Raw genomic sequence first — 21,043 nt, 5'->3', positions numbered from 1 at the left:
TGCGCGGGTGAAACGGGTGCGGCCCCTGTAGGAGCGAGCCTGCTCGCGATGGTGGTCAACGATGACGCGGGGCATCAGGTTGACTGTGGCGACTTCAAGACCATCGCGAGCAGGGCTCGCTCCTACAGGGGTATTGCCTTACGAGCCGATGTAACTGGTCTTCACGACCGTGTAGAACTCTTGCGCATAGCGGCCTTGCTCGCGGGAGCCATAGGATGAACCTTTACGCCCGCCGAACGGAACGTGGTAATCCACACCAGCGGTCGGCAGGTTGACCATGACCATCCCGGCCTGGGAGTGGCGCTTGAAGTGGTTGGCGTACTTCAACGACGTCGTGGCGATGCCCGCCGACAGGCCGAACTCGGTGTCGTTGGCCATGGCCAATGCCGCTTCGTAATCCGCGACGCGAACCACGTTGGCCACCGGGCCGAAGATCTCTTCACGGCTGATGCGCATCGCCGCTTCGCTGTCGGCAAACAGCGTCGGAGCGAGGTAATAGCCCTCGGTATCGCAGGTCACCAAACCACCGCCGCTGACCAGACGCGCACCTTCGGACTGGCCGATGTCGATGTACTTCATGTCCTGTTCAAGCTGGGCTTGCGAAACCACCGGACCGATATCGGTGCCCGCTTTCAACGCGTGGCCGACCTTGATCGACTTCATGCGCTCGGCCATGGCATCGACGAACTTGTCGTGGATACCAGCAGTGACAATGAAGCGGCTCGATGCGGTGCAACGCTGGCCGGTGGAGTAGAACGCGCTCTGCACCGACAGCTCGACCGCTTGCTTGAGGTCAGCGTCGTCGAGAATGATCTGCGGGTTCTTGCCGCCCATTTCCAGCTGGACCTTGGCCTGGCGCGACACGCAGCTGACGGCGATCTGACGACCGACGCCCACGGAGCCGGTGAAGCTGATGCCATCGATTTTCGGGCTGTGGACCAGTGCATCACCCACCACGCGACCGCTGCCCATCACCAGGTTGAACACGCCAGCGGGGAAGCCTGCGCGGGAGATGATTTCCGCCAGGGCCCAGGCGCAACCTGGGACCAGGTCCGCCGGCTTGAGCACGACGCAATTGCCGTAGGCCAGGGCCGGGGCGATTTTCCATGATGGGATGGCAATCGGGAAGTTCCACGGGGTGATCAGACCGACCACGCCCAAGGCTTCGCGAGTGACTTCAACGTTGACGCCCGGACGCACCGACGGCAGGTAGTCGCCGGACAGGCGCAGGCATTCACCGGCGAAGAACTTGAAAATGTTGCCGGCGCGGGTCACTTCGCCAATGGCTTCGGGCAGGGTCTTGCCCTCTTCCCGAGCCAACAACGTGCCGAGCTCTTCGCGACGGGCGAGAATTTCAGTGCCGACTTTATCCAGGGAATCGTGACGCGCCTGAATGCCGGACGTGGACCACGCCGGAAACGCGGCACGGGCGGCATCGATGGCGGCGTGGACTTGGGCCAGGTCTGCCTTGGCGTAGTCGCCGATGGCATCGCTGAGCTCGGACGGGTTGATGTTGGTCGCGTAATCGCTGGCCGCGACCCATTCGCCGTTGATGTAGTTGTCGAAACGCTTTGCATGTGTCACGGGACTGCCCTCGAAACAAAAAGATCTCACGCAAAAGGCCGCTGAATACTCAGCGGCCCCGTTAAACCGGATGTGTTACTGCGCGCCCTGCTTGTCGATCAGCGCGGCGAGCATTTCATACTCTTCGCCCGTCAGATCGGTCAGCGGTGCACGCACGGGGCCAGCGTCGTGACCGACAATTTTTGCCCCGGCCTTGACGATGCTCACGGCGTAACCGGCTTTGCGGTTACGGATGTCCAGGTAGGGCAGGAAGAAGTCGTCGATGATCTTGCCAACGGTGGCGTGATCGTCACGAGCGATCGCGTGGTAGAAGTCCATCGCGGTTTTCGGGATGAAGTTGAACACTGCCGAGGAGTAGACCGGCACGCCCAGCGCCTTATAGGCAGCGGCGTAGACTTCAGCAGTCGGCAAGCCGCCCAGGTAGCTGAAGCGGTCACCGAGGCGGCGGCGGATCGACACCATCAACTCGATATCACCCAGGCCGTCCTTGTAGCCGATCAGGTTCGGGCAGCGCTCGGCCAAACGCTCCAGCAGCGGCGCATTCAGACGGCAAACGTTGCGGTTGTAGACCACGACACCGATGTTGACCGATTTGCACACGGCTTCAACGTGGGCGGCAACGCCGTCCTGGCTGGCTTCGGTCAGGTAATGCGGCAACAGCAACAGGCCCTTGGCGCCCAGACGTTCAGCTTCCTGCGCGTATTCGATGGCTTGACGGGTCGAGCCGCCAACACCAGCCAGAATCGGTACGCTGGTGGCGCAAGTGTCGACGGCCGTCTTGATGATTTCCGAATATTCGCTGGCCGCCAGAGAGAAGAACTCACCGGTGCCGCCTGCGGCGAACAGAGCCGAGGCGCCGTATGGGGCCAGCCATTCGAGACGCTTGATGTAGCCAGCGCGGTGGAAATCGCCCTGGGCATTGAAATCGGTGACCGGGAAAGACAACAGGCCGGAAGAAAGGATGGACTTCAGTTCTTGTGGATTCATTATTCGAACACCCTGGGTAGCGACGTTTGTGTGTGAGAAAACCGTTCAGCCTTCGCTGAAGTTGTAGGTCATCGTACAACTTAAAATATAACCGTCAACTGCATTTCATCGCCGTGGGTGAAAATTGTTCGACAAGCGTAATGCGAGACAGGGGTTTCAGCGGCTATTGGGGCAGGAAAAGCGGAGCACCCGCCGACTCAAAGAGATACGTTGTCAGAAGATTGGAGGACTGAGCAAACACGCTGGAGGATGTGGGAAATGGCTGATGGCCCTATCGCGAGCAGGCTCGCTCCCACACAGGGATTAGGGTGCGCACAAATAGTGTTCACCGCAGTTCAAATGTGGGAGCGAGCCTGCTCGCGAAAGCGGTCGATCAGGCAAACGATCAGGCGGAGTTGAAAACTACCCCCGCTGCGCCTCAGCCTCTTCATGGGCATGACGCAACCGCTCACGGCTGTTCGTCAGGTGCAAACGCATGGCCGCGCGGGCCGCATCGGAATCCTGGCGAGCAATCGCATCGTAGATTTCTTCGTGCTCGCGGCTCAGGCGATTCATGTAGTGCTGCTGATCATCGTGGGCCAGCCGCGCGGAATTGAGGCGGGTGCGCGGAATGATGCTGGTGCCCAGGTGGGTCATGATGTCGGTGAAGTAGCGGTTGCCGGTCGACAGGGCGATTTGCAGGTGGAACTGGAAGTCCGAGGCCACGGCATCGCCGGCGTGGGAAACGCTTTCATTCAAGGCATCCAGTGCCGCGCGCATCAACGCCAACTGCTCTGGGGTTCGGCGTTGCGCGGCCAGACCGGCGGACTCCACCTCCAGGCTGATGCGCAGCTCCAGGATGGCCAGCACATCACGCAAGGTCACCACTGTCGCCGGATCGATACGGAAACCGCTCGGGCTCGGGGTGTCGAGGACGAAGGTGCCGATACCGTGGCGGGTTTCCACCTGTCCCGCCGCCTGCAGACGGGAAATCGCCTCGCGCACCACCGTGCGACTGACGCCATGGGCATCCATGATCGCCGACTCGGTGGGCAACTTGTCACCACGCTTGAGGTGGCCGTCGCGGATCTGCTCGGACAGCACCGTCACCAGTTCCTGCGCGAGGCTGCGGCGCTTGCGAGGGAGGCGTGGTGTGTCGTTCAGGTTTTCCATGGTGAACATCTGTCTCGAAAAATTCGGTTGAAACCGCATCATATCTCAACACGGTTGTACGATCACCCATCACCCTGTGTGGGAGCGAGCCTGCTCGCGATGGACTGACGAGCGCCGCGTGCATCCAGGTAGCACGCGTTATCGTTAGCCAACATCGCGAGCAGGCTCGCTCCTACAGGGAATGCGGTGTTCAGGCGGTCACGGCCTGGTCCACCAGGCGGCCATTCTCGATACGAATGTGCCGCGGATGGAACCGCTTGAGACTGCTGCGATGGCCGACGCTGATGATGCTCAGTCCCGGCAACTCATCGATCAGCGCCTGATACAGCGAAGCCTCATCCTCTTCATCCATCGCCGAAGTCGCTTCGTCCATGTACAACCATTGCGGCGCATAAATCAGGGCACGGGCGAAGGCCAGGCGCTGCTGCTCACCTGGCGACAGCAGGCGCTGCCAGTGATTGGCTTCATCGAGGCGCGCCACCAGATGCGGCAGTCGGCAGGTTTCCAGTACGTGTACGTAGCGCTCGTTCGGGTAGGTATCGCCGGCCTGTGGATAACTCAACGCCTCCCGCAACGTACCAATCGGCAGATAGGGTTTCTGCGGCAGGAACAGGTAACGCGCCGCGGGCAGGCGGATACTGCCGTGGCCCGTTGGCCACAGATGCCCCATCGCCCGCAGCAAGGTCGACTTGCCGCTGCCGGAGCGACCGCTGAGCATCACGCGATCGCCCTCCTCCACGGTCATCTCGGCATTGGTCAGCAGATGGCGACCGTCAGCCAGATCGAGACCGAGGTTGTGCACCTGCAAAGCATCCCCTTGATTCTGCACGTCGATGGCCGGGACACGCTCTTCGTTATCGACCATGGCCTGACGGAAGCTCAGCAAACGATCACAGGTGGCGCGCCAGGAGGCGAGGTCCTGGTACGCACTGATAAACCAGCTGAAGCTCTCCTGGACGTTGCCGAAAGCCGAGCTGATTTGCATCAGTTCACCGAGTTCGATCTTGCCGGAGAAGTAACGCGGCGCCGCGACCATGAACGGAAAAATGATCGCAATCTGGCTGTAACCGGAAGTGAAGAACGTCAGACGCTTGGACACCTTCATGATGTCCCAGAAGTTATGCCAAACCATCCCGAAACGACTGCTCAGGCGGCGGTTTTCGTTGGGCTCGCCGTTGTACAACGCAATGCTTTCAGCATTTTCACGGACCCGGACCATGGAAAAACGCAGGTCGGCTTCGAAGCGTTGTTGTTGGTTGTTCAGGCCGATCAAACGACGACCGATCAAATGCGTCAGCCAACTGCCGACCGCGGCATACACCAGCACGCACCAGAACATGTAGCCGGGAATGGTGAAGCCGAGCACTTCAATACTGCCCGATACACCCCACAGGATGATCGAGAACGACACCAGGCTGACGATATTGCGAATCAGCCCAAGGCCCAGGCTCAGCGTGTTCAAGGTGAAGTTGTTGAGGTCTTCCGATATCCGCTGGTCCGGGTTATCGGTGTAACCGCCCTGCTCCAGCCGATAGTAATTTTTGTCGCTGAGCCAGCGGGCGAAATACTTTTCGGTGAGCCAGGCCCGCCACCGTATGGTCAGCATCTGGGTCAGGTAAAGGCGGTACACCGCACCGATAATCGCCACGGCGGCAATGGCGCAGAAATACAGGATCAACGTCCAGAACGACGCCTCATCCTTCTTCTGCAGAGCGTTATAGAAATCTTTGTACCAGGTGTTGAACCACACCGAGATCCCGACGCTGATCAACGAGAGGGCAATCACGGCGATCAGCAACGTCCAGGCCTTGCCCTTCTCTTCGCTACGCCAGTAAGGCGTGGTCATCGCCCACACTTTGCGGAAAAACTGCCCGTGCACCGCATCGTTGACCGCAGAATATTCAGCGTTCTGATTCATGGAAAAGGCTCGATATAGAAAAAAACACGCACGAACCGATCATAGATGATCGGTTCGGTTTGTCGCGAGGAGCTACCCGCATTCGTTCAGCACAGGTTCAGCGGCGAACGGGGCGCTTCTGCAGTTTGCGCTGCAGCGTGCGGCGATGCATGCCCAGGGCGCGGGCGGTGGCGGAAATGTTGCCTTCGTGCTCGGTCAGCACGCGCTGGATATGCTCCCACTGCAGACGGTCGACCGACATCGGGTTCTCCGGCACCAGGCTGTCGAGGTCGGCATGCTCGGAAAGCAGCGCGGCCAGCACGTCGTCGGCATCCGCCGGTTTGCACAGGTAGTTGCAGGCGCCGCGCTTGATCGCCTCGACGGCGGTGGCGATGCTCGAGTAACCGGTGAGGATCACCACGCGCATTTCCGGGTCCATTTCCAGCAACTTGGGCAACAACACCAGACCCGAGTCGCCGTCCATTTTCAGGTCCAGGGCGGCGTAGTCCGGCAGATCGGCCTGGGCCATCGCCAGGCCTTCTTCGGCGGAACCGGCGGTACTGACGCGAAAACCACGGCGAGCCATCGCACGGGCCATGACGCGGGTAAATGTTGCGTCGTCATCGACCAGCAGCAAATGCGGCAGTTCTTCGCCTTCGACTTGGATTTCGTCACTCATGTTGGTCTCCTCGGGCGACACGGGGCAGGCGCAGCTCGGTGAGCGTGCCGCCTTCCTCATGACTGTAGAGTTTCACTGAGCCGCCGGCGCGTGTCACGCTGGCCTTGCTCAAAAACAGGCCCAGGCCGAAACCTTTGCCCTTGGTGGTAAAAAATGGCTTGCCGATCTGCTCGGCGATGGCCAGCGGTACACCGGCACCGTGGTCGCGAATGCTGATCGTCAGGTTATCCGCATCCCAGTCCAGCGTCACTTGCAGGCCCTCGGGACAGGCGTCGGCGGCGTTGTTCAACAAATTCAACAAGGCCTGGGTCAGGTCCGGCGGTGGTGCCAAGCGCGGCACCTTGCCTTGACCCAGGCGCTGGAAGCGATAGCTGGCTTCCGGGCGCATCAGGTGCCAGCGGTTCAGTGCCTCATCGAGCCAGTCGGTGACGTCCTGCATCTCCACGGCCAGGCGGCGATTGGCTTCGGCGGCACGCACCAGTTGTTGCAAGGTCTCTTTGCACAGCTTGACCTGATCCTGCAGCACGCTCAGGTCGTCCTGCAGCATCGGGTCGTGGTGATCCTGGCGCATTTCCTTGAGCAACACGCTCATGGTCGCCAGTGGCGTACCCAGTTCATGGGCGGCGCCGGCCGCCTGGGTGGCCACGGCCAGCAATTGCTGGTCGCGCAGCCCTTCTTCGCGGCGAATGGCGCGCAGTTCTTCCTGACGGCGCAACTCTTCGGCCATGCGCGCGGCGAAGAAGGTGATGACCGCCGCGGCGAGGGCAAAACTCAGCCACATCCCGTAGACCTGCAGGTTTTCCCGAGCGATCGGGAAGGTCTGCAACGGATAAAAACGCGCCAGCAACAGGGTGTACATCGTCAACGCGATACCGGACAGGATCACCGAATAACGCCACGGCAATGTCACGGCCGCGATGGTCAGTGGCACCAGGTAATAAGACACGAACGGGTTGGTCGAGCCGCCCGAAAAGTACAGCAAGGCACTGTGGATAAACAGGTCGCAGGCCAGTTGCAAGGCGTATTCGAGCTCTGTCACCGGCCATGACGTACGCAGGCGAATCGCCGTGAACGCACACAACAGCATCGAGCAACCGAGGGTCGCCGCCAGCTGGAACCAGGGCAACGGCAGCAATTGAAACCAGTAGGCCAGGCCCACGGAACCGGCCTGGGCGGCCAACACCAAAGTGCGGATGAACGTCAGCCGCCAGAGATTCTGGCGAGTTGCAGAGGTAATTTGAACGGGGGCGAGCATGAGCTCTCCTGATGAGCGCTCCAGGCGGATCGCCGGGAGTATAACCAAGCGCGGGGGCTGACAGGAAAAAGTGCGGCAAACGGCCACATGCAGGAGCGAGCCTGCTCGCGATGGTCGTCAACGAGGACGCTGGGAACCTGGCACCCCTCGGTGCTCTCAGGTTCATCGCGAGCAGGCTCACTCCTACAGGGGGCATGTGTATCTGTATAGAAGTTGTAACTGTGCGAACCGGATCGTAGCGGCTAGAGTCTGATGGTTTCACGCAGGCCCGGAACAGACCCCTGCGCACCCTTCAAGGAGCTTTCATGCACACATTCCGCCGCAGCGCCGCCCTCCTCGCCCTGAGCATTGGCGCGATCGCCAGCCTCCCGGCCCAGGCTGCCGACGAGCTTCATTACAACCAGATTTCACTGCGCGCCGAAGTCAGTCAGGAAGTGGCTCGCGACCTGATGATCGTGACCCTCTACACCGAAGAACAAAACAGCGACCCGGCCAAACTCGCCGCTGACGTCAGCACCACCATGAACAAGGCGCTGGCCCAGGCCAAACAGGTCAAGGACATCACGTTGCGCCAGGGCAGCCGCAACAGCTACCCGATCTATGACACCAAGGGTCAAAAGATCACTGGCTGGCGTGAACGCGCCGAGCTGCGCCTGGAAAGCTCGGACTTCGCCGCACTGTCGAAACTCACCGGCGAACTGCTCACCGACCTGAAGATGGGCGGCATGGACTTCGCCATCGCCACGCCAACCCGCAAGGCCAGCGAAGACGCCCTGCTCAAGGACGCCGTGACCGCGTTCAAGGCCCGCGCCCAACTGGCCACTGATGCACTGGGGGGCAAGGGCTACAAGATCGTCAACCTGAACCTCAACAGCAACGGCTATCCACAACCGTACATGCGCGTACCGATGATGATGAAAGCTGCCAGCATGGACGCCGCTCCGGTCACGCCGGAAGTGGAAGCGGGCACCAGCCAGGTCAGCATGACAGCCGACGGCTCGATTGAAGTGCTGATGCCTTGATTCATAACCGGTAGGCAAAAAAGGCGATCACTCTAGTGATCGCCTTTTTTTTTGCAAACCGACGTCTATGCTGATTCTTGAAATAAACAGGAATACCCGGACAACAATCGCAGTTGCACTTCGTACAACTTGCCCACGAGCCTGGCAACGATAATGGCTCCCATTTACCCGCGCCCCCAATTGAGGGACAGGGGTATAAATAGGTAACACCTCGCCCCACCCACGGGCGCCCCCAAGGCCTTAACGCACCAAAAAGGGGCGCCAATTGCACGGTAAAAACACCGCGCAAACGGTCAAATGCGTCAAGTTTTATACATATGCGACATTAAGGTACGTTCGTGCCACTGTTTAAGGCTTGTAGTCACTCAGGATCTTGCATTGGGTATGGCCCCTGCATAAGTATCCGCAGGCACGACTCACGAGGTCGTCCTCAAAACCAAAAAATGACAACAAATCATGAGGCCACCATGCTTAAACACGCGGTCATTCCGTTTCTATTAGGTGCCGGCTTATTAGCGGCCGCGCCTTTCGCCCAAGCTGCGACTAACCTGGTGTTCTGCTCCGAAGGGAGCCCGGCCGGTTTCGATCCGGGTCAATACACCACCGGAACCGACTTCGACGCCTCAGCCGAGACCATGTTCAACCGTTTGACCCAGTTCGAGCGCGGCGGCACCGCCGTAGTTCCTGGGCTGGCGACCAAGTGGGACGTCTCCGATGACGGCCTGACCTACACCTTCCACTTGCGTGAAGGCGTCAAGTTCCACACCACCCCGTACTTCAAGCCAACTCGTGAGTTCAACGCCGACGACGTGCTGTTCACCTTTAATCGCATGATTAACAAGGATGACCCGTTCCGCAAAGCGTACCCGACCGAATTCCCGTACTTCACCGACATGGGGATGGACACCAACATCACCAAGATCGATAAAGTCGACGACCACACTGTCAAGTTCACCCTTAAAGACGTCGATGCCGCGTTCATCCAGAACATGGCCATGAGCTTCGCCTCGATCCAGTCCGCCGAGTACGCTGCCCAGCTGCTCAAGGAAGGCAAGGCCGCCGACATCAACCAGAAGCCGGTCGGCACTGGTCCGTTCGTGTTCAAGAGCTACCAGAAAGACTCCAACATCCGCTACACCGGGAACAAGGACTACTGGAAGCCTGAAGACGTCAAGATCGACAACCTGATCTTCGCCATCACCACCGACCCGTCGGTACGTATCCAGAAGCTGAAGAAGAACGAGTGCCAGGTCACTCTGTTCCCGCGTCCGGCCGACCTGAAGGCGCTGCGCGAAGACAAGACCCTGAAGCTGCCTGACCAGGCTGGTTTCAACCTGGGTTATATCGCCTACAACGTGATGCCCAAGGTCAAGGGTCAGACCGAGGCCAACCCGCTGGCCGACCTGAAGGTTCGCCAGGCGCTGGACATGGCCGTCAACAAGCAACAGATCATCGACTCCGTGTACCAGGGCGCCGGCCAATTGGCCGTCAACGCCATGCCGCCGACCCAGTGGTCCTACGACACCACCATCAAGGATGCGCCGTACAACCCCGAGAAAGCCAAAGAGCTGCTCAAGGAAGCGGGCGTCAAAGAGGGCACCGAAATCGTGCTCTGGGCGATGCCGGTACAGCGTCCATACAACCCGAACGCCAAGCTGATGGCAGAAATGCTGCAGTCCGACTGGTCCAAGATCGGCCTCAAGGTCAAGATCCAGAGCTACGAGTGGGGCGAGTACATCAAGCGCTCCAAAGGTGGCGAGAACCAGGCAATGCTGATTGGCTGGAGCGGTGACAATGGTGATCCGGACAACTGGCTGAACGTGCTGTTCGGTTGCGACTCGCTGGAAGGCAACAACTTCTCCAAGTGGTGCTACAAGCCGTTTGACGACATCGTCAAGCAAGCCAAGCGCACCTCGGATCAGGCCAAGCGCACCGAGCTGTACAAACAGGCTCAACACATTCTGAAAGACCAGACTCCAATGACACCTATCGCTCACTCGACGGTGTTCCAACCCATGCGCACCGAAGTGCAGGATTTCAAGATCAGCCCGTTTGGCTTGAACTCCTTCTACGGTGTCAGCGTCAGCAAATAAGGTCCGGCAATGGCGACGTTTTTGACGTCGCCATTGCCGTATTACCCGAGAAAGCAGGAATCCGCCTACATCCAAATCGTCTGCTGACTACAGCAGTCCGTTAGGACGCGTCGTCATTTCCTACGAGTCTTTCGGACTCTACGCATTTACTGCCGGACCCACGATTCATACCGTCGGGATCCGACCAGCTTATGCGTGGGTCATCGGTTTTCCTGATGCACGCAATGGCTTGAAACCAGTGAAGCCTCCACGTCCGCGGACGGGACGACGGCTCATAGTCAAAACACTGAACGAGAGGGAGCGTTATGCGCCATACCTTGGTTTTATCCGCACTGCTGGGCTCCGGCCTGTTGGCCGCCACTTCCATGAGCCAGGCAGCCAACAACAGCCTGGTGTTCTGCTCCGAAGGCAGTCCTGCTGGCTTCGACACCGCGCAGTACACGACCGCGACCGATAACGACGCCGCCGAGCCGCTGTACAACCGCCTGGCAGAGTTCGAAAAAGGCGCGACCAATGTCGTACCGGGCCTGGCCACACGTTGGGATATTTCCGAGGACGGCCTCAAGTACACCTTCCACCTTCGTCCCGGGGTGAAGTTTCACACGACCAAGTACTTCACACCGACTCGTGACTTCAACGCCGATGATGTGCTGTTCACATTCAACCGCATGCTCGATCCGCAACAACCTTTCCGTAAGGCTTACCCGACCGAATTTCCGTATTTCAACGGCATGAGCCTGAACAAGAACATCGCCAAGGTCGAAAAGACCGGGCCGCTGACCGTGGTCATGACGCTCAACAGCGTCGACGCCGCGTTCATTCAGAACATCGCCATGAGCTTCGCCGCCATCCTTTCCGCCGAATACGCCGACAAGCTGCTGGCCGAAGGCAAGCCGAGCGACATCAACCAGAAACCGATCGGCACCGGGCCGTTCGTGTTCAAGAGCTACCAGAAAGACTCGAACATCCGTTACACCGGCAACAAGCAGTACTGGGACCCGAGCCGGGTCAAGCTCGACAACCTGATCTTCGCCATCAACACCGATGCGTCGGTACGCGTGCAGAAACTCAAGGCCAATGAGTGCCAGATCACCCTGCACCCGCGCCCTGCCGATGTGACCGCACTGAAAAGCGACCCGAAGCTGCAGTTGATCGAGAAACCCGGCTTCAACCTCGGTTACATCGCCTACAACGTACGCCACAAGCCGTTCGACCAGCTTGAAGTGCGCCAGGCACTGGACATGGCGGTGAACAAGCAAGGCATTCTCAACGCCGTTTACCAGGGCGCAGGGCAACTGGCCGTCAACGCCATGCCACCGACCCAATGGTCCTACGACGACACTATCAAAGACGCCGCCTACAACCCGGAAAAAGCCAGGGAACTGCTCAAGGCTGCCGGCGTGAAAGAAGGCACCGAAATCACCCTCTGGGCCATGCCGGTCCAGCGACCGTACAACCCCAACGCCAAGTTGATGGCCGAAATGCTCCAGGCTGACTGGGCGAAGATCGGTCTCAAGGTCAAGATCGTCAGCTACGAGTGGGGCGAGTACATCAAGCGCACCAAGAATGGCGAGCACGACATCAGCCTGATCGGCTGGACCGGCGACAACGGTGACCCGGACAACTGGCTCGGCACGCTCTACAGCTGCGATGCCATTGGTGGCAACAACTACTCCATGTGGTGCGATCCGGCTTACGACAAGCTGATCAAGCAGGCCAAGGTCGTGACCGACCATGACCAGCGCACCGTGCTTTACAAACAGGCGCAGCAGTTGCTCAAGCAGCAAGTGCCGATCACGCCAGTCGCCCACTCGACGGTCAACCAACCGTTGAGCGCCAAAATCGAAGGGTTCAAGGTGAGCCCGTTCGGTCGCAACGTCTTCTCGGGTGTCAGCATCGAAAAGTAAAACCGTGTAGCTACATCGCCGGGGGCGCCTAGCGCCCTCACGCAAGCGTGTTGCCGTAATTCGCCCATAAGGCGTACAGCAAACGTTTGCGATGCGTGCATTGAGTTCCAAAGCAAATAGCCGGCTCATCAAAAAAGAACGGCATAAAAAAAGAAAGTAAGGAGCTTTACCCATGAAACTGAGCAGCACCGCGATACTGGCCTTGGCCATCAGCAGCGTAACCGCCACGGCTTACGCAGAAACCCAGAGCCAGGCGTACACCCCGGTTACTGTGAAAGAGAAAAGCGCTCAAAGCGAAGCCACTGGTTTTGTTGAAGGCCAGTCGATCACCGGTACCACACGTAACTGGTATGCCAACGAACAACTAAAACGCGGTGCCAAGTTTTCCTACAAAAAAAACGGCGCGCTGGCAGATACCGATCGTCGTATCAACTGGGTGCAGGGCACCATCGTCAAGTACAACTCGGGTTTCACCGAGGGGACCGTCGGTTTCAGCACAGAAGTGGCGGCTTACAACGCCATCGCGCTGGATCGTGATCGCAAAGATTTGGCATCCGGCAACGGCGGCGCACCAGGCGATCGCAAAAAAGCGGGCAACAACCGTACCCTGACCCGCGAAGGCGGCGATGCCCAAGGCCAGTGGAGCAAAATGGGCCTGGCCAACGTCAAGGCCCGTGTCTCCAACACCACCCTGACTGCCGGCCGCATGAACTTCAGCAGCCCGATGGTCGACGTGATCGGCAACCGTGCGCTGCCTTCGAGCTTCGAAGGTATTGCGCTCCACAGCGAAGAACTGGAAAACCTGTCCTTCGACCTGGCCACCTTCGACCGCAACTCACCGCGTACCGAAGAAAGCCAGCGTAAATTCCGCTCTGAATATGCTGACGAGATCATTGAAATCGATCACGTGAACACCGCTGGCATCACCTACCAGCCATTCGCGAGCCTGACCACCAGCCTGTGGGGCACCCAGGCCGAAGACATGTGGAACCAGTACTACTTCGGCGCCACCCACGTACTGGGTGACAGCTCGGTACTGAGCCTGACCACCGGCCTGAACTACTACAAAACCGTAGACGAAGGTAAAGCCAAGCTCGGACAGATCGACAACGACACCTACTCCCTGTCGTTCGGCCTGACCCACCAGGCCCACAGCCTGACCTTCTCGTATCAGGAAGTGAACGGTAACGAGTACTTCGACTACCTGCACGAAACCAATGGCATCTACCTGGCCAACTCCCTGCTGTCGGACTTCAACAGCCCGAACGAGAAATCCTTCCAGGTAGCCTACGGCCTGAACATGGCCGAATACGGCGTGCCAGGCCTGAAATTCAACATCTATCAGGCGCGTGGCTGGGGTATCGACGGTACTCACTACAAAGGCGGCGCGTACGACAGCGTGCTGACAATGGACGGCGAACACCACTACGAATACGGCATCGGTGCGTCCTACGCAGTACAGAGCGGTCCATTCAAGGCCACGAGTGTTCGCGCGACCTACACCGCACACCGCGCCAGCGAAAACCAGCTTGACGGCAGCATCAACGAGTTCCGTCTCGTGACCACGGTTCCGTTCAACATTCTGTAAACACGCCTGCCCGACGGCTGACTCCTGAGAAGTCAGCCGTCGGGTTTCCTGATCAACCGATTGCAGAGGGTTCTTGATGAAAATGCTTCCCCTACGTGCGGCCATCGCCGCCGCATTGCTGAGTGTCGCGGTTGGCGTGTCGGCCAAACCCCTGGTGGTCTGTACCGAAGCCAGCCCCGAAGGCTTCGACATGGTCCAGTACACAACTGCAGTCACCGCCGATGCAGTGGCCGAAACCATCTTCAACCGCCTGGCTGACTTCAAGCCCGGCACCACCGAAGTGATTCCGGCACTGGCGGAGTCCTGGGACATCAGCGATGACGGCCTGAGCTACACGTTCCACCTGCGCAAGGGCGTCAAGTTTCACACCACCGAATACTTCAAGCCGACCCGCGACATGAATGCCGACGACGTGGTCTGGAGCTTCCAGCGTCAACTGGACCCGAACCACCCATGGCACAAACTGTCGAGCGTAGGTTTCCCGTACTTTGAAAGCATGGGCTTCAAGGAACTGCTCAAAAGTGTCGAGAAAGTCGACGACAACACGGTCAAGTTCACCCTGACCCGCCGTGAAGCGCCGTTCCTGGCCGACATCGCCATGGCCTTCTCGTCAATCTACCCGGCCGAGTACGCCGACCAGTTGCTCAAGGCCAACAAGGCCGCCGACCTGAACAACAAGCCGGTCGGCACCGGTCCGTTCGTCTTCCAGCGCTACAACAAGGACGCCCAGGTTCGCTTCAAGGCCAACCCGGACTACTTCCGTGGCAAGCCGCCGGCCGAGGCATTGATCCTGGCCATCGCCACCGACAACAACGTGCGCCTGCAGAAGCTCAAGGCCAACGAGTGCCAGGTGGCGCTGTATCCGAAGCCGGATGACATCCCGAGCATCAAGAAAGACCCGAACCTGAAGGTCGACGAACTGAACGCCATGACCGTTTCGTACGTCGCCATGAACACCACGCACAAATACATGAGTGACGTGCGTGTGCGTAAAGCCATCGACATCGCCTTCGACAAGGAAGCCTATGTCAACGCCCTGTTTGGCAAAGGCAATGCGACAGCGGCGGTCAACCCGTACCCTGACACCCTGCTCGGTTACAACCACAGCCTGAAGAACCCGGCCCACGATCTGGACAAGGCTCGTGCCCTGCTCAAGGAAGCCGGCGTACCTGAAGGCACGACATTCACCCTGTTCACCCGCAACGGTGGCGGCCCGACCAACCCGAACCCGATGCTGGGCGCGCAGATGATGCAGGCTGACCTGGCCAAGGTCGGGATCAAGATCGACATCCGCGTGATGGAATGGGGCGAAATGCTCAAGCGCGCGAAAAACGGCGAGCACGATATGGTTTCCGCCGGATGGGCGGGCGATAACGGCGACCCGGATAACTTCCTGACGCCTATGCTCAGCTGCGAAGCTGCAAAGAACGGCGAAAACTACGCGCGCTGGTGCAATGACAAATTCCAGGCACTGATTGACCAGGCCCGCGAAAAAACCGACCCGGCCGAGCGTGCTGCCTTGTACGAACAGGCTCAGGTTATTTTTAATCAAGACCAGCCGTGGATCAGCATGGCGCACACTAGAATGTTTACAGCAATGCGCAACAACGTAGAGGGTTATCACATTAGCCCGCTCACCACGAATAACTTCGCCACCACCCAGGTGAAGTAGATAAGAAACTCCCGGCATTCCTGAACCCAGGCGTGCCGGGCACGCCTAACCGGCTGATGAGGTACACCACACGATGTTTAGTTTTATTGCCCGCCGACTGGGGTTATTGATCCCCACGTTCTTCGGCATCACCTTGCTGACTTTCGCGTTGATTCGCATGATCCCTGGCGACCCTGTGGAAGTCATGATGGGCGAACGCAGAGTCGACCCGGAAATGCACGCTCAGGCAATGGAACGCCTAGGTCTGAACAAACCCCTGTATGCCCAGTACCTGGATTACATCGGCAAACTGGCCCACGGCGATCTCGGGGAGTCCCTGCGTACCCGTGAGAGCGTCTGGACCGAGTTCACCTCTCTCTTCCCCGCGACCCTGGAGCTGTCCATGGCCGCCCTGTTGTTCGCCGGCATCCTGGGCCTGCTGGCCGGGGTGATCGCGGCACTCAAGCGAGGGTCCCTGTTCGATCATGGGGTCATGGGTATCTCCCTCGCGGGATACTCGATGCCGATCTTCTGGTGGGGCCTGATCCTGATCATGTTCTTCTCGGTATCCCTGGGCTGGACCCCGGTATCCGGGCGGATCGACCTGCTGTACGACATCGAGCCGCGCACCGGTTTCATGCTGATCGACACGCTGCTGGCCGATGACATGGGTGCGTTCCTCGACGCACTGCATCACTTGATCCTGCCGGCCATCGTGCTCGGCACGATCCCGCTGGCGGTGATCGCCCGGATGACCCGTTCGTCGATGCTGGAAGTGCTGCGTGAGGACTACATCCGCACCGCCCGCGCCAAAGGCCTGTCGCCATCGCGCGTGGTGTTCGTGCACGGCCTGCGTAACGCGCTGATTCCGGTGCTGACGGTGGTCGGCCTGCAAGTCGGCACCCTGTTGGCCGGTGCGGTCCTGACCGAAACCATCTTCTCCTGGCCGGGCATCGGTAAATGGCTGATCGAAGCCATCGGCGCCCGGGACTACCCGGTTGTGCAAAACGGCATCCTGTTAATCGCCTGCCTGGTGATTCTGGTCAACTTCGTAGTGGACATCCTCTACGGCTTTGCCAACCCACGCATCCGTCATCAGCGCTGAGGTCAATACCCATGAGCACTCCAACTTCCTCAGTAGCCGCCACCGCCTCCGCCGCGGATCAAAGCCTGCTGTATCCGTCGCCGTACAAAGAATTCTGGCAAGCGTTTTCCAAGAACAAAGGCGCCGTTGCCGGCCTGCTGTTCATGTTGCTGGTGATTTTCTGCGCCATCTTCGCCCCGTGGGTCGCGCCGCATAACCCGAGCGAGCAATACCGCGACTTCCTGCTGACCCCTCCGGCCTGGCTGGAAGGTGGGCAGATGCAGTTCCTGCTCGGTACCGATGAGCTGGGCCGTGACCTGCTGTCGCGCCTGATCCAGGGTTCGCGCCTGTCCTTGCTGATCGGCCTGTCGTCGGTTGTCATGTCGCTGATCCCGGGGATCCTGCTGGGTCTGTTCGCCGGGTTCTTCCCGCGCGTGGTCGGCCCGACCATCATGCGTCTGATGGACATCATGCTGGCCCTGCCCTCCCTGCTGCTGGCCGTGGCGATCGTCGCCATCCTCGGCCCAGGCCTGATCAACACCGTGATCGCCATCGCCGTGGTGTCCCTGCCGTCCTACGTTCGTCTGACCCGTGCTGCGGTGATGGGCGAACTGAACCGCGACTACGTGACCGCCGCGCGCCTGGCCGGTGCCGGCCTGCCACGCCTGATGTTCGTGACCGTGTTGCCCAACTGCATGGCACCACTGATCGTTCAGGCGACCCTGAGCTTCTCCTCGGCGATTCTCGATGCCGCCGCACTGGGCTTCCTCGGCCTTGGCGTACAACCGCCAACCCCTGAGTGGGGCACCATGCTGGCCTCGGCCCGCGACTACATCGAACGCGCCTGGTGGGTCGTCAGCCTGCCTGGCTTGACCATTTTGCTCAGCGTGCTGGCAATCAACTTGATGGGCGACGGCCTGCGCGATGCGCTGGACCCGAAACTCAAGAACGCCGCCTGAGGAGATTCCAATGTCCCTGTTAGAAATCAAGAATCTCAACGTTCGCTTCGGCGACAAGAACGCCGTTCCCGTGGTCGATGGCCTCGACCTGAAAGTGGACAAGGGCGAAGTCCTGGCCATCGTTGGCGAATCGGGTTCCGGCAAGTCCGTGACCATGATGGCGCTGATGGGCCTGATCGAGCATCCGGGGATCGTCACCGCCGACGCCCTGAATTTCGATGGCAAGAACATGCTCAAGCTCAGCAACCGTCAGCGTCGGCAAATCGTCGGCAAAGACCTGGCCATGGTCTTCCAGGACCCGATGACCGCGCTGAACCCGAGCTACACCGTCGGCTTCCAGATCGAAGAAGTGCTGCGCCTGCACCTGAAAATGTCCGGCAAGGCCGCGCGCAAGCGTGCCATCGAACTGCTGGAAAAAGTCGAAATCCCGGGTGCCGCCAGCCGTATGGACGCCTACCCGCATCAATTGTCCGGCGGTATGAGCCAGCGTGTTGCCATCGCCATGGCCATTGCCGGCGAACCGAAACTGCTGATTGCGGACGAACCGACCACTGCATTGGACGTGACGATTCAGGCGCAGATCATGGACCTGCTGCTGGCGTTGCAGAAAGAGCAGAACATGGGCCTGGTACTGATCACCCACGACCTCGCGGTCGTGGCCGAAACCGCCCAGCGCGTGTGCGTGATGTACGCCGGTCAAGCGGTCGAAGTCGGTCAGGTGCCTCAGTTGTTCGACATCCCGGCGCACCCGTACAGCGAAGCGCTGCTCAAGGCGATCCCGGAACACAGCCTGGGGGCCTCCCGCCTGTCGACCCTGCCAGGCATCGTGCCCGGTCGTTACGACCGTCCGCAGGGCTGCCTGCTGTCGCCGCGCTGCCCGTATGTGCAGGACAACTGCCGTGCGCAGCGTCCGACCCTTGACCCGAAAAGCAACAGCCTCGCCCGCTGCTTCTACCCGCTGAACCAGGAGGTGGCGTAATGGCCGTCGTTCTTACCGCCCGCGACCTGACCCGTCACTACGAAGTGTCCCGTGGCCTGTTCAAGGGTCACGCCACCGTTCGCGCCCTCAACGGTGTGTCGTTCGAGCTGGAAGCCGGCAAGACCCTCGCCGTCGTAGGTGAGTCCGGTTGCGGAAAATCCACCCTGGCCCGCGCCCTGACACTGATCGAAGAGCCGTCCTCGGGCTCCCTGAAAATCGCCGGTCAGGAAGTGGCCGGTGCCGACAAGGCCCAGCGCAAGCAACTGCGCAAAGACGTGCAGATGGTGTTCCAGAGCCCGTACGCCTCGCTGAACCCACGGCAGAAAATCGGTGATCAACTGGCCGAGCCACTGCTGATCAACACCAACCTGTCGGCCACCGAACGTCGCGAGAAAGTCCAGGCGATGATGAAGCAGGTGGGTTTGCGCCCCGAGCACTACCAGCGCTATCCGCACATGTTCTCCGGCGGCCAGCGCCAGCGGATCGCCCTCGCCCGCGCCATGATGCTGCAACCGAAAGTGCTGGTGGCGGACGAACCGACCTCGGCGCTGGACGTATCGATCCAGGCCCAGGTGCTGAACCTGTTCATGGACCTGCAGCAAGAGTTCAACACCGCCTATGTGTTCATCTCCCACAACCTGGCGGTGGTGCGGCACGTCGCTGATCACGTGATGGTGATGTACCTCGGTCGTCCCGTGGAAATGGGCCCGAAAGAGGACATCTACACCCGTCCTCTGCACCCCTACACCCAGGCGCTGTTGTCGGCGACGCCGACCATTCACCCGGATCCGGACAAGCCGAAGATCAAGATCGTCGGCGAGCTGCCCAACCCGCTGAACCCGCCGTCTGGCTGCGCGTTCCACAAGCGTTGCCCCTACGCCACCGATCGTTGCAAAACTGAAGAGCCGGCCCTGCGCCTGCTCGACAGCCGCCAAGTGGCTTGCCACTACGCCGAGCAGTTCGTGCACGGCGCGGCATAAAAATGTGGGAGCCAGCCTGCTGGCGATAGCGGTATACCGGTCAACATTTCTGTTTACCGGCACACCGCAATCGCTAGCAGGCTAGCTCCCACAGGGGTTGTGTTGATCGAACCCCTTCCACTTCAAGTGGAAGGGGTTTTATTTTGTCTGCGATTTAGGTCTGGCTATCGCCTTCTTCGTCGTCACTGGAATCCGGTTCGTCGGTGGTCGAGTCGTCACCGTTATCCGCGCCGCCCTGGCCCTGATCACCCGGTTCGGATTCGGACTTGGCGAGCATCAATCCACTGTCTCCGCCCTGCCCGCTCATCGCCTGGGTAGCGTGGTTCTCACACTCGGCCCAGACCGCCGCACTGCCGAGGGACAGCATCACGAAAACCTTCAACAGCAATACAACGCGTAGCAACCTGTTCATAGCCGATTCCATCCTTTCGCAGGTGAAACTCAAGTGCCTGGCTGGCGCTGAGTAAAATCTAGTTCCGATCAGCCGGGTTCTCCAGACAGGACGGTATCGACTCGGCGGAAATGCCATGGGCGTGGAGATTGGTTTGCGATAAGCGTTATGCCGAAAAGATAACGAGCTTGCTCGCGATGGAGGTTAACGATGATGCACACCTCCCGAATAAACGCGGCGCACCTGAAATCATCGCGAGCAGGCTCACTCCTACAGGTAATGCAACAGGCAACAAAAAACCCCGCAGCTTTCGCAACGGGGTTTCGGGTGTTTCAACTCAGCGCTTAGTGATGCTCGCGCGTCGCGCGGAATTTCACGTCCGGCCAGCGCTCTTCCATCAGTGCCAGGCTGACTCGAGTCGGCGCGAGGTAGGTCAGGTGACCACCACCGTCCAGTGCCAGGTTTTCCTCCGGCAACTTCTTGCTGCACTGTAAGCGCTCCATAAACCCCACATTCAAAGCCGTCACCTGATCCCCGATGCTGTGCTCCCGATTCCTTTACGGAGCCAGCACCTCATGATGCGTCCCGACGCAAAAGTCGAAAAAGTCTATCTCTATCCCAAGCCTGTCGACTTCCGAAAATCCATCGATGGCCTCGCCGCTCTGGTCGAACTGGACATCAAAGTCGCGGTGTTTGATCCGGTGCTTTTCGTCTTTCTCAACAAGCCTCGCAACCGAGTGAAGATTTTGTATTGGGAGCGCAACGGCTTTTGCCTTTGGCTAAAGCGCCTGGAATCCGAGCGCTTCAAAACATCGCCGGATTGTTCGGATGAAGC

General features: G+C 59.6%; 17 protein-coding genes and 1 pseudogene. 10 read left to right on the top strand and 8 right to left on the bottom strand.

Annotation, left to right across the window (positions count from 1 at the left end; translation table 11 throughout):
- Positions 1-138: 138 nt before the first annotated feature.
- The 6 genes from JQF37_RS17135 to JQF37_RS17110 all read right to left on the bottom strand — a co-directional run bounded on the left by JQF37_RS17135 (position 139) and on the right by JQF37_RS17110 (position 7,554).
- A complete protein-coding gene (locus JQF37_RS17135) occupies positions 139-1,584 on the bottom strand; it encodes an aldehyde dehydrogenase family protein (protein WP_130203941.1) in 1,446 nt (481 codons plus the stop codon).
- Between the two features lie 75 nt (positions 1,585-1,659).
- Complete coding sequence (gene kdgD, locus JQF37_RS17130) at positions 1,660-2,571, bottom strand: 5-dehydro-4-deoxyglucarate dehydratase (RefSeq protein ID WP_130203940.1); 912 nt, start codon at positions 2,569-2,571, stop codon at positions 1,660-1,662.
- Between the two features lie 402 nt (positions 2,572-2,973).
- Positions 2,974-3,723: a FadR/GntR family transcriptional regulator gene (locus JQF37_RS17125; RefSeq protein WP_177329342.1), complete on the bottom strand. Its 750-nt coding sequence runs from the start codon at positions 3,721-3,723 to the stop codon at positions 2,974-2,976.
- Positions 3,724-3,913: 190 nt separating this feature from the next.
- Positions 3,914-5,641, bottom strand: a complete 1,728-nt coding sequence (locus JQF37_RS17120) for an ABC transporter ATP-binding protein/permease (RefSeq protein ID WP_204149725.1) — start codon at positions 5,639-5,641, stop codon at positions 3,914-3,916.
- 97 nt (positions 5,642-5,738) lie between these two features.
- Positions 5,739-6,299 (bottom strand): response regulator transcription factor, encoded by a 561-nt coding sequence (locus tag JQF37_RS17115; protein WP_047537624.1) that lies wholly within the window; start codon positions 6,297-6,299, stop codon positions 5,739-5,741.
- Positions 6,292-7,554 carry an ATP-binding protein gene (locus tag JQF37_RS17110; protein WP_130203938.1) on the bottom strand — a complete coding sequence of 421 codons (1,263 nt, stop codon included), beginning with the start codon at positions 7,552-7,554 and terminating at the stop codon, positions 6,292-6,294. Before JQF37_RS17110 ends, JQF37_RS17115 begins: the two co-directional genes overlap by 8 nt.
- Positions 7,555-7,859: 305 nt before the next feature.
- Here JQF37_RS17110 and JQF37_RS17105 point away from each other — a divergent pair, with 305 nt between their 5' ends.
- The 9 genes from JQF37_RS17105 (at position 7,860) to JQF37_RS17065 (ending at position 19,817) form a co-directional block, all read left to right on the top strand.
- Complete coding sequence (locus JQF37_RS17105; protein ID WP_130203937.1) at positions 7,860-8,576, top strand: SIMPL domain-containing protein; 717 nt, start codon at positions 7,860-7,862, stop codon at positions 8,574-8,576.
- A gap of 467 nt (positions 8,577-9,043) precedes the next feature.
- Entirely contained in the window at positions 9,044-10,669 is a 1,626-nt protein-coding gene (locus JQF37_RS17100; protein ID WP_196585108.1) for an ABC transporter substrate-binding protein, read from the top strand.
- Positions 10,670-10,974: 305 nt separating this feature from the next.
- The gene (locus JQF37_RS17095; RefSeq protein ID WP_196585107.1) at positions 10,975-12,576 is read left to right on the top strand and encodes an ABC transporter substrate-binding protein; all 1,602 of its coding nucleotides are present in this window, start codon (positions 10,975-10,977) and stop codon (positions 12,574-12,576) included.
- A gap of 172 nt (positions 12,577-12,748) precedes the next feature.
- Positions 12,749-14,164, top strand: coding sequence for an OprD family porin (locus JQF37_RS17090; RefSeq protein WP_130203935.1), 1,416 nt, complete (start codon positions 12,749-12,751; stop codon positions 14,162-14,164).
- A 76-nt stretch (positions 14,165-14,240) separates the two neighbouring features.
- Entirely contained in the window at positions 14,241-15,836 is a 1,596-nt protein-coding gene (locus tag JQF37_RS17085; protein WP_130203934.1) for an ABC transporter substrate-binding protein, read from the top strand.
- Positions 15,837-15,909: 73 nt separating this feature from the next.
- Positions 15,910-16,920, top strand: coding sequence for an ABC transporter permease subunit (locus JQF37_RS17080; protein WP_047597886.1), 1,011 nt, complete (start codon positions 15,910-15,912; stop codon positions 16,918-16,920).
- A gap of 11 nt (positions 16,921-16,931) precedes the next feature.
- Entirely contained in the window at positions 16,932-17,858 is a 927-nt protein-coding gene (locus JQF37_RS17075) for an ABC transporter permease subunit (protein ID WP_090316022.1), read from the top strand.
- A gap of 10 nt (positions 17,859-17,868) precedes the next feature.
- Positions 17,869-18,837 carry an oligopeptide/dipeptide ABC transporter ATP-binding protein gene (locus JQF37_RS17070; protein WP_047537600.1) on the top strand — a complete coding sequence of 323 codons (969 nt, stop codon included), beginning with the start codon at positions 17,869-17,871 and terminating at the stop codon, positions 18,835-18,837.
- The gene (locus JQF37_RS17065; RefSeq protein ID WP_130203933.1) at positions 18,837-19,817 is read left to right on the top strand and encodes a peptide ABC transporter ATP-binding protein; all 981 of its coding nucleotides are present in this window, start codon (positions 18,837-18,839) and stop codon (positions 19,815-19,817) included. Before JQF37_RS17070 ends, JQF37_RS17065 begins: the two co-directional genes overlap by 1 nt.
- A gap of 154 nt (positions 19,818-19,971) precedes the next feature.
- On the opposite strand, the gene JQF37_RS17060 is transcribed toward JQF37_RS17065, so the two are convergent.
- Together JQF37_RS17060 and JQF37_RS17055 are read right to left on the bottom strand one after the other, a co-directional pair.
- The gene (locus JQF37_RS17060) at positions 19,972-20,229 is read right to left on the bottom strand and encodes a hypothetical protein (protein ID WP_130203932.1); all 258 of its coding nucleotides are present in this window, start codon (positions 20,227-20,229) and stop codon (positions 19,972-19,974) included.
- 323 nt (positions 20,230-20,552) lie between these two features.
- Positions 20,553-20,675 (bottom strand): annotated as a pseudogene (locus JQF37_RS17055) (hypothetical protein); the annotation flags it as partial.
- Between the two features lie 108 nt (positions 20,676-20,783).
- Here JQF37_RS17055 and tnpB point away from each other — a divergent pair.
- On the top strand, positions 20,784-21,043 hold a 260-nt coding region (tnpB, locus tag JQF37_RS17050; RefSeq protein WP_204149724.1), incomplete at its 3' end, for an IS66 family insertion sequence element accessory protein TnpB.

Origin of the sequence: Pseudomonas sp. MIL9, assembly GCF_016887925.1 — a bacterium.
GTDB classification, from domain to species: Bacteria; Pseudomonadota; Gammaproteobacteria; order Pseudomonadales; family Pseudomonadaceae; genus Aquipseudomonas; species Aquipseudomonas mohnii.
Note: the sequence above shows the minus strand (reverse complement) of the source record. Positions and strands in the feature narration are given on the sequence as shown.

Bases quoted from the DNA above. Each gene is read 5' to 3' on its own strand.
- kdgD (WP_130203940.1), bottom strand. From the start codon at position 2,571: ATGAATCCACAAGAACTGAAGTCCATCCTTTCTTCCGGCCTGTTGTCT.
- JQF37_RS17125 (WP_177329342.1), bottom strand. From the start codon at position 3,723: ATGGAAAACCTGAACGACACACCACGCCTCCCTCGCAAGCGCCGCAGC.
- JQF37_RS17120 (WP_204149725.1), bottom strand. From the start codon at position 5,641: ATGAATCAGAACGCTGAATATTCTGCGGTCAACGATGCGGTGCACGGG.
- JQF37_RS17115 (WP_047537624.1), bottom strand. From the start codon at position 6,299: ATGAGTGACGAAATCCAAGTCGAAGGCGAAGAACTGCCGCATTTGCTG.
- JQF37_RS17110 (WP_130203938.1), bottom strand. From the start codon at position 7,554: ATGCTCGCCCCCGTTCAAATTACCTCTGCAACTCGCCAGAATCTCTGG.
- JQF37_RS17105 (WP_130203937.1), top strand. From the start codon at position 7,860: ATGCACACATTCCGCCGCAGCGCCGCCCTCCTCGCCCTGAGCATTGGC.
- JQF37_RS17100 (WP_196585108.1), top strand. From the start codon at position 9,044: ATGCTTAAACACGCGGTCATTCCGTTTCTATTAGGTGCCGGCTTATTA.
- JQF37_RS17095 (WP_196585107.1), top strand. From the start codon at position 10,975: ATGCGCCATACCTTGGTTTTATCCGCACTGCTGGGCTCCGGCCTGTTG.
- JQF37_RS17090 (WP_130203935.1), top strand. From the start codon at position 12,749: ATGAAACTGAGCAGCACCGCGATACTGGCCTTGGCCATCAGCAGCGTA.
- JQF37_RS17085 (WP_130203934.1), top strand. From the start codon at position 14,241: ATGAAAATGCTTCCCCTACGTGCGGCCATCGCCGCCGCATTGCTGAGT.
- JQF37_RS17080 (WP_047597886.1), top strand. From the start codon at position 15,910: ATGTTTAGTTTTATTGCCCGCCGACTGGGGTTATTGATCCCCACGTTC.
- JQF37_RS17075 (WP_090316022.1), top strand. From the start codon at position 16,932: ATGAGCACTCCAACTTCCTCAGTAGCCGCCACCGCCTCCGCCGCGGAT.
- JQF37_RS17070 (WP_047537600.1), top strand. From the start codon at position 17,869: ATGTCCCTGTTAGAAATCAAGAATCTCAACGTTCGCTTCGGCGACAAG.
- JQF37_RS17065 (WP_130203933.1), top strand. From the start codon at position 18,837: ATGGCCGTCGTTCTTACCGCCCGCGACCTGACCCGTCACTACGAAGTG.
- JQF37_RS17060 (WP_130203932.1), bottom strand. From the start codon at position 20,229: ATGAACAGGTTGCTACGCGTTGTATTGCTGTTGAAGGTTTTCGTGATG.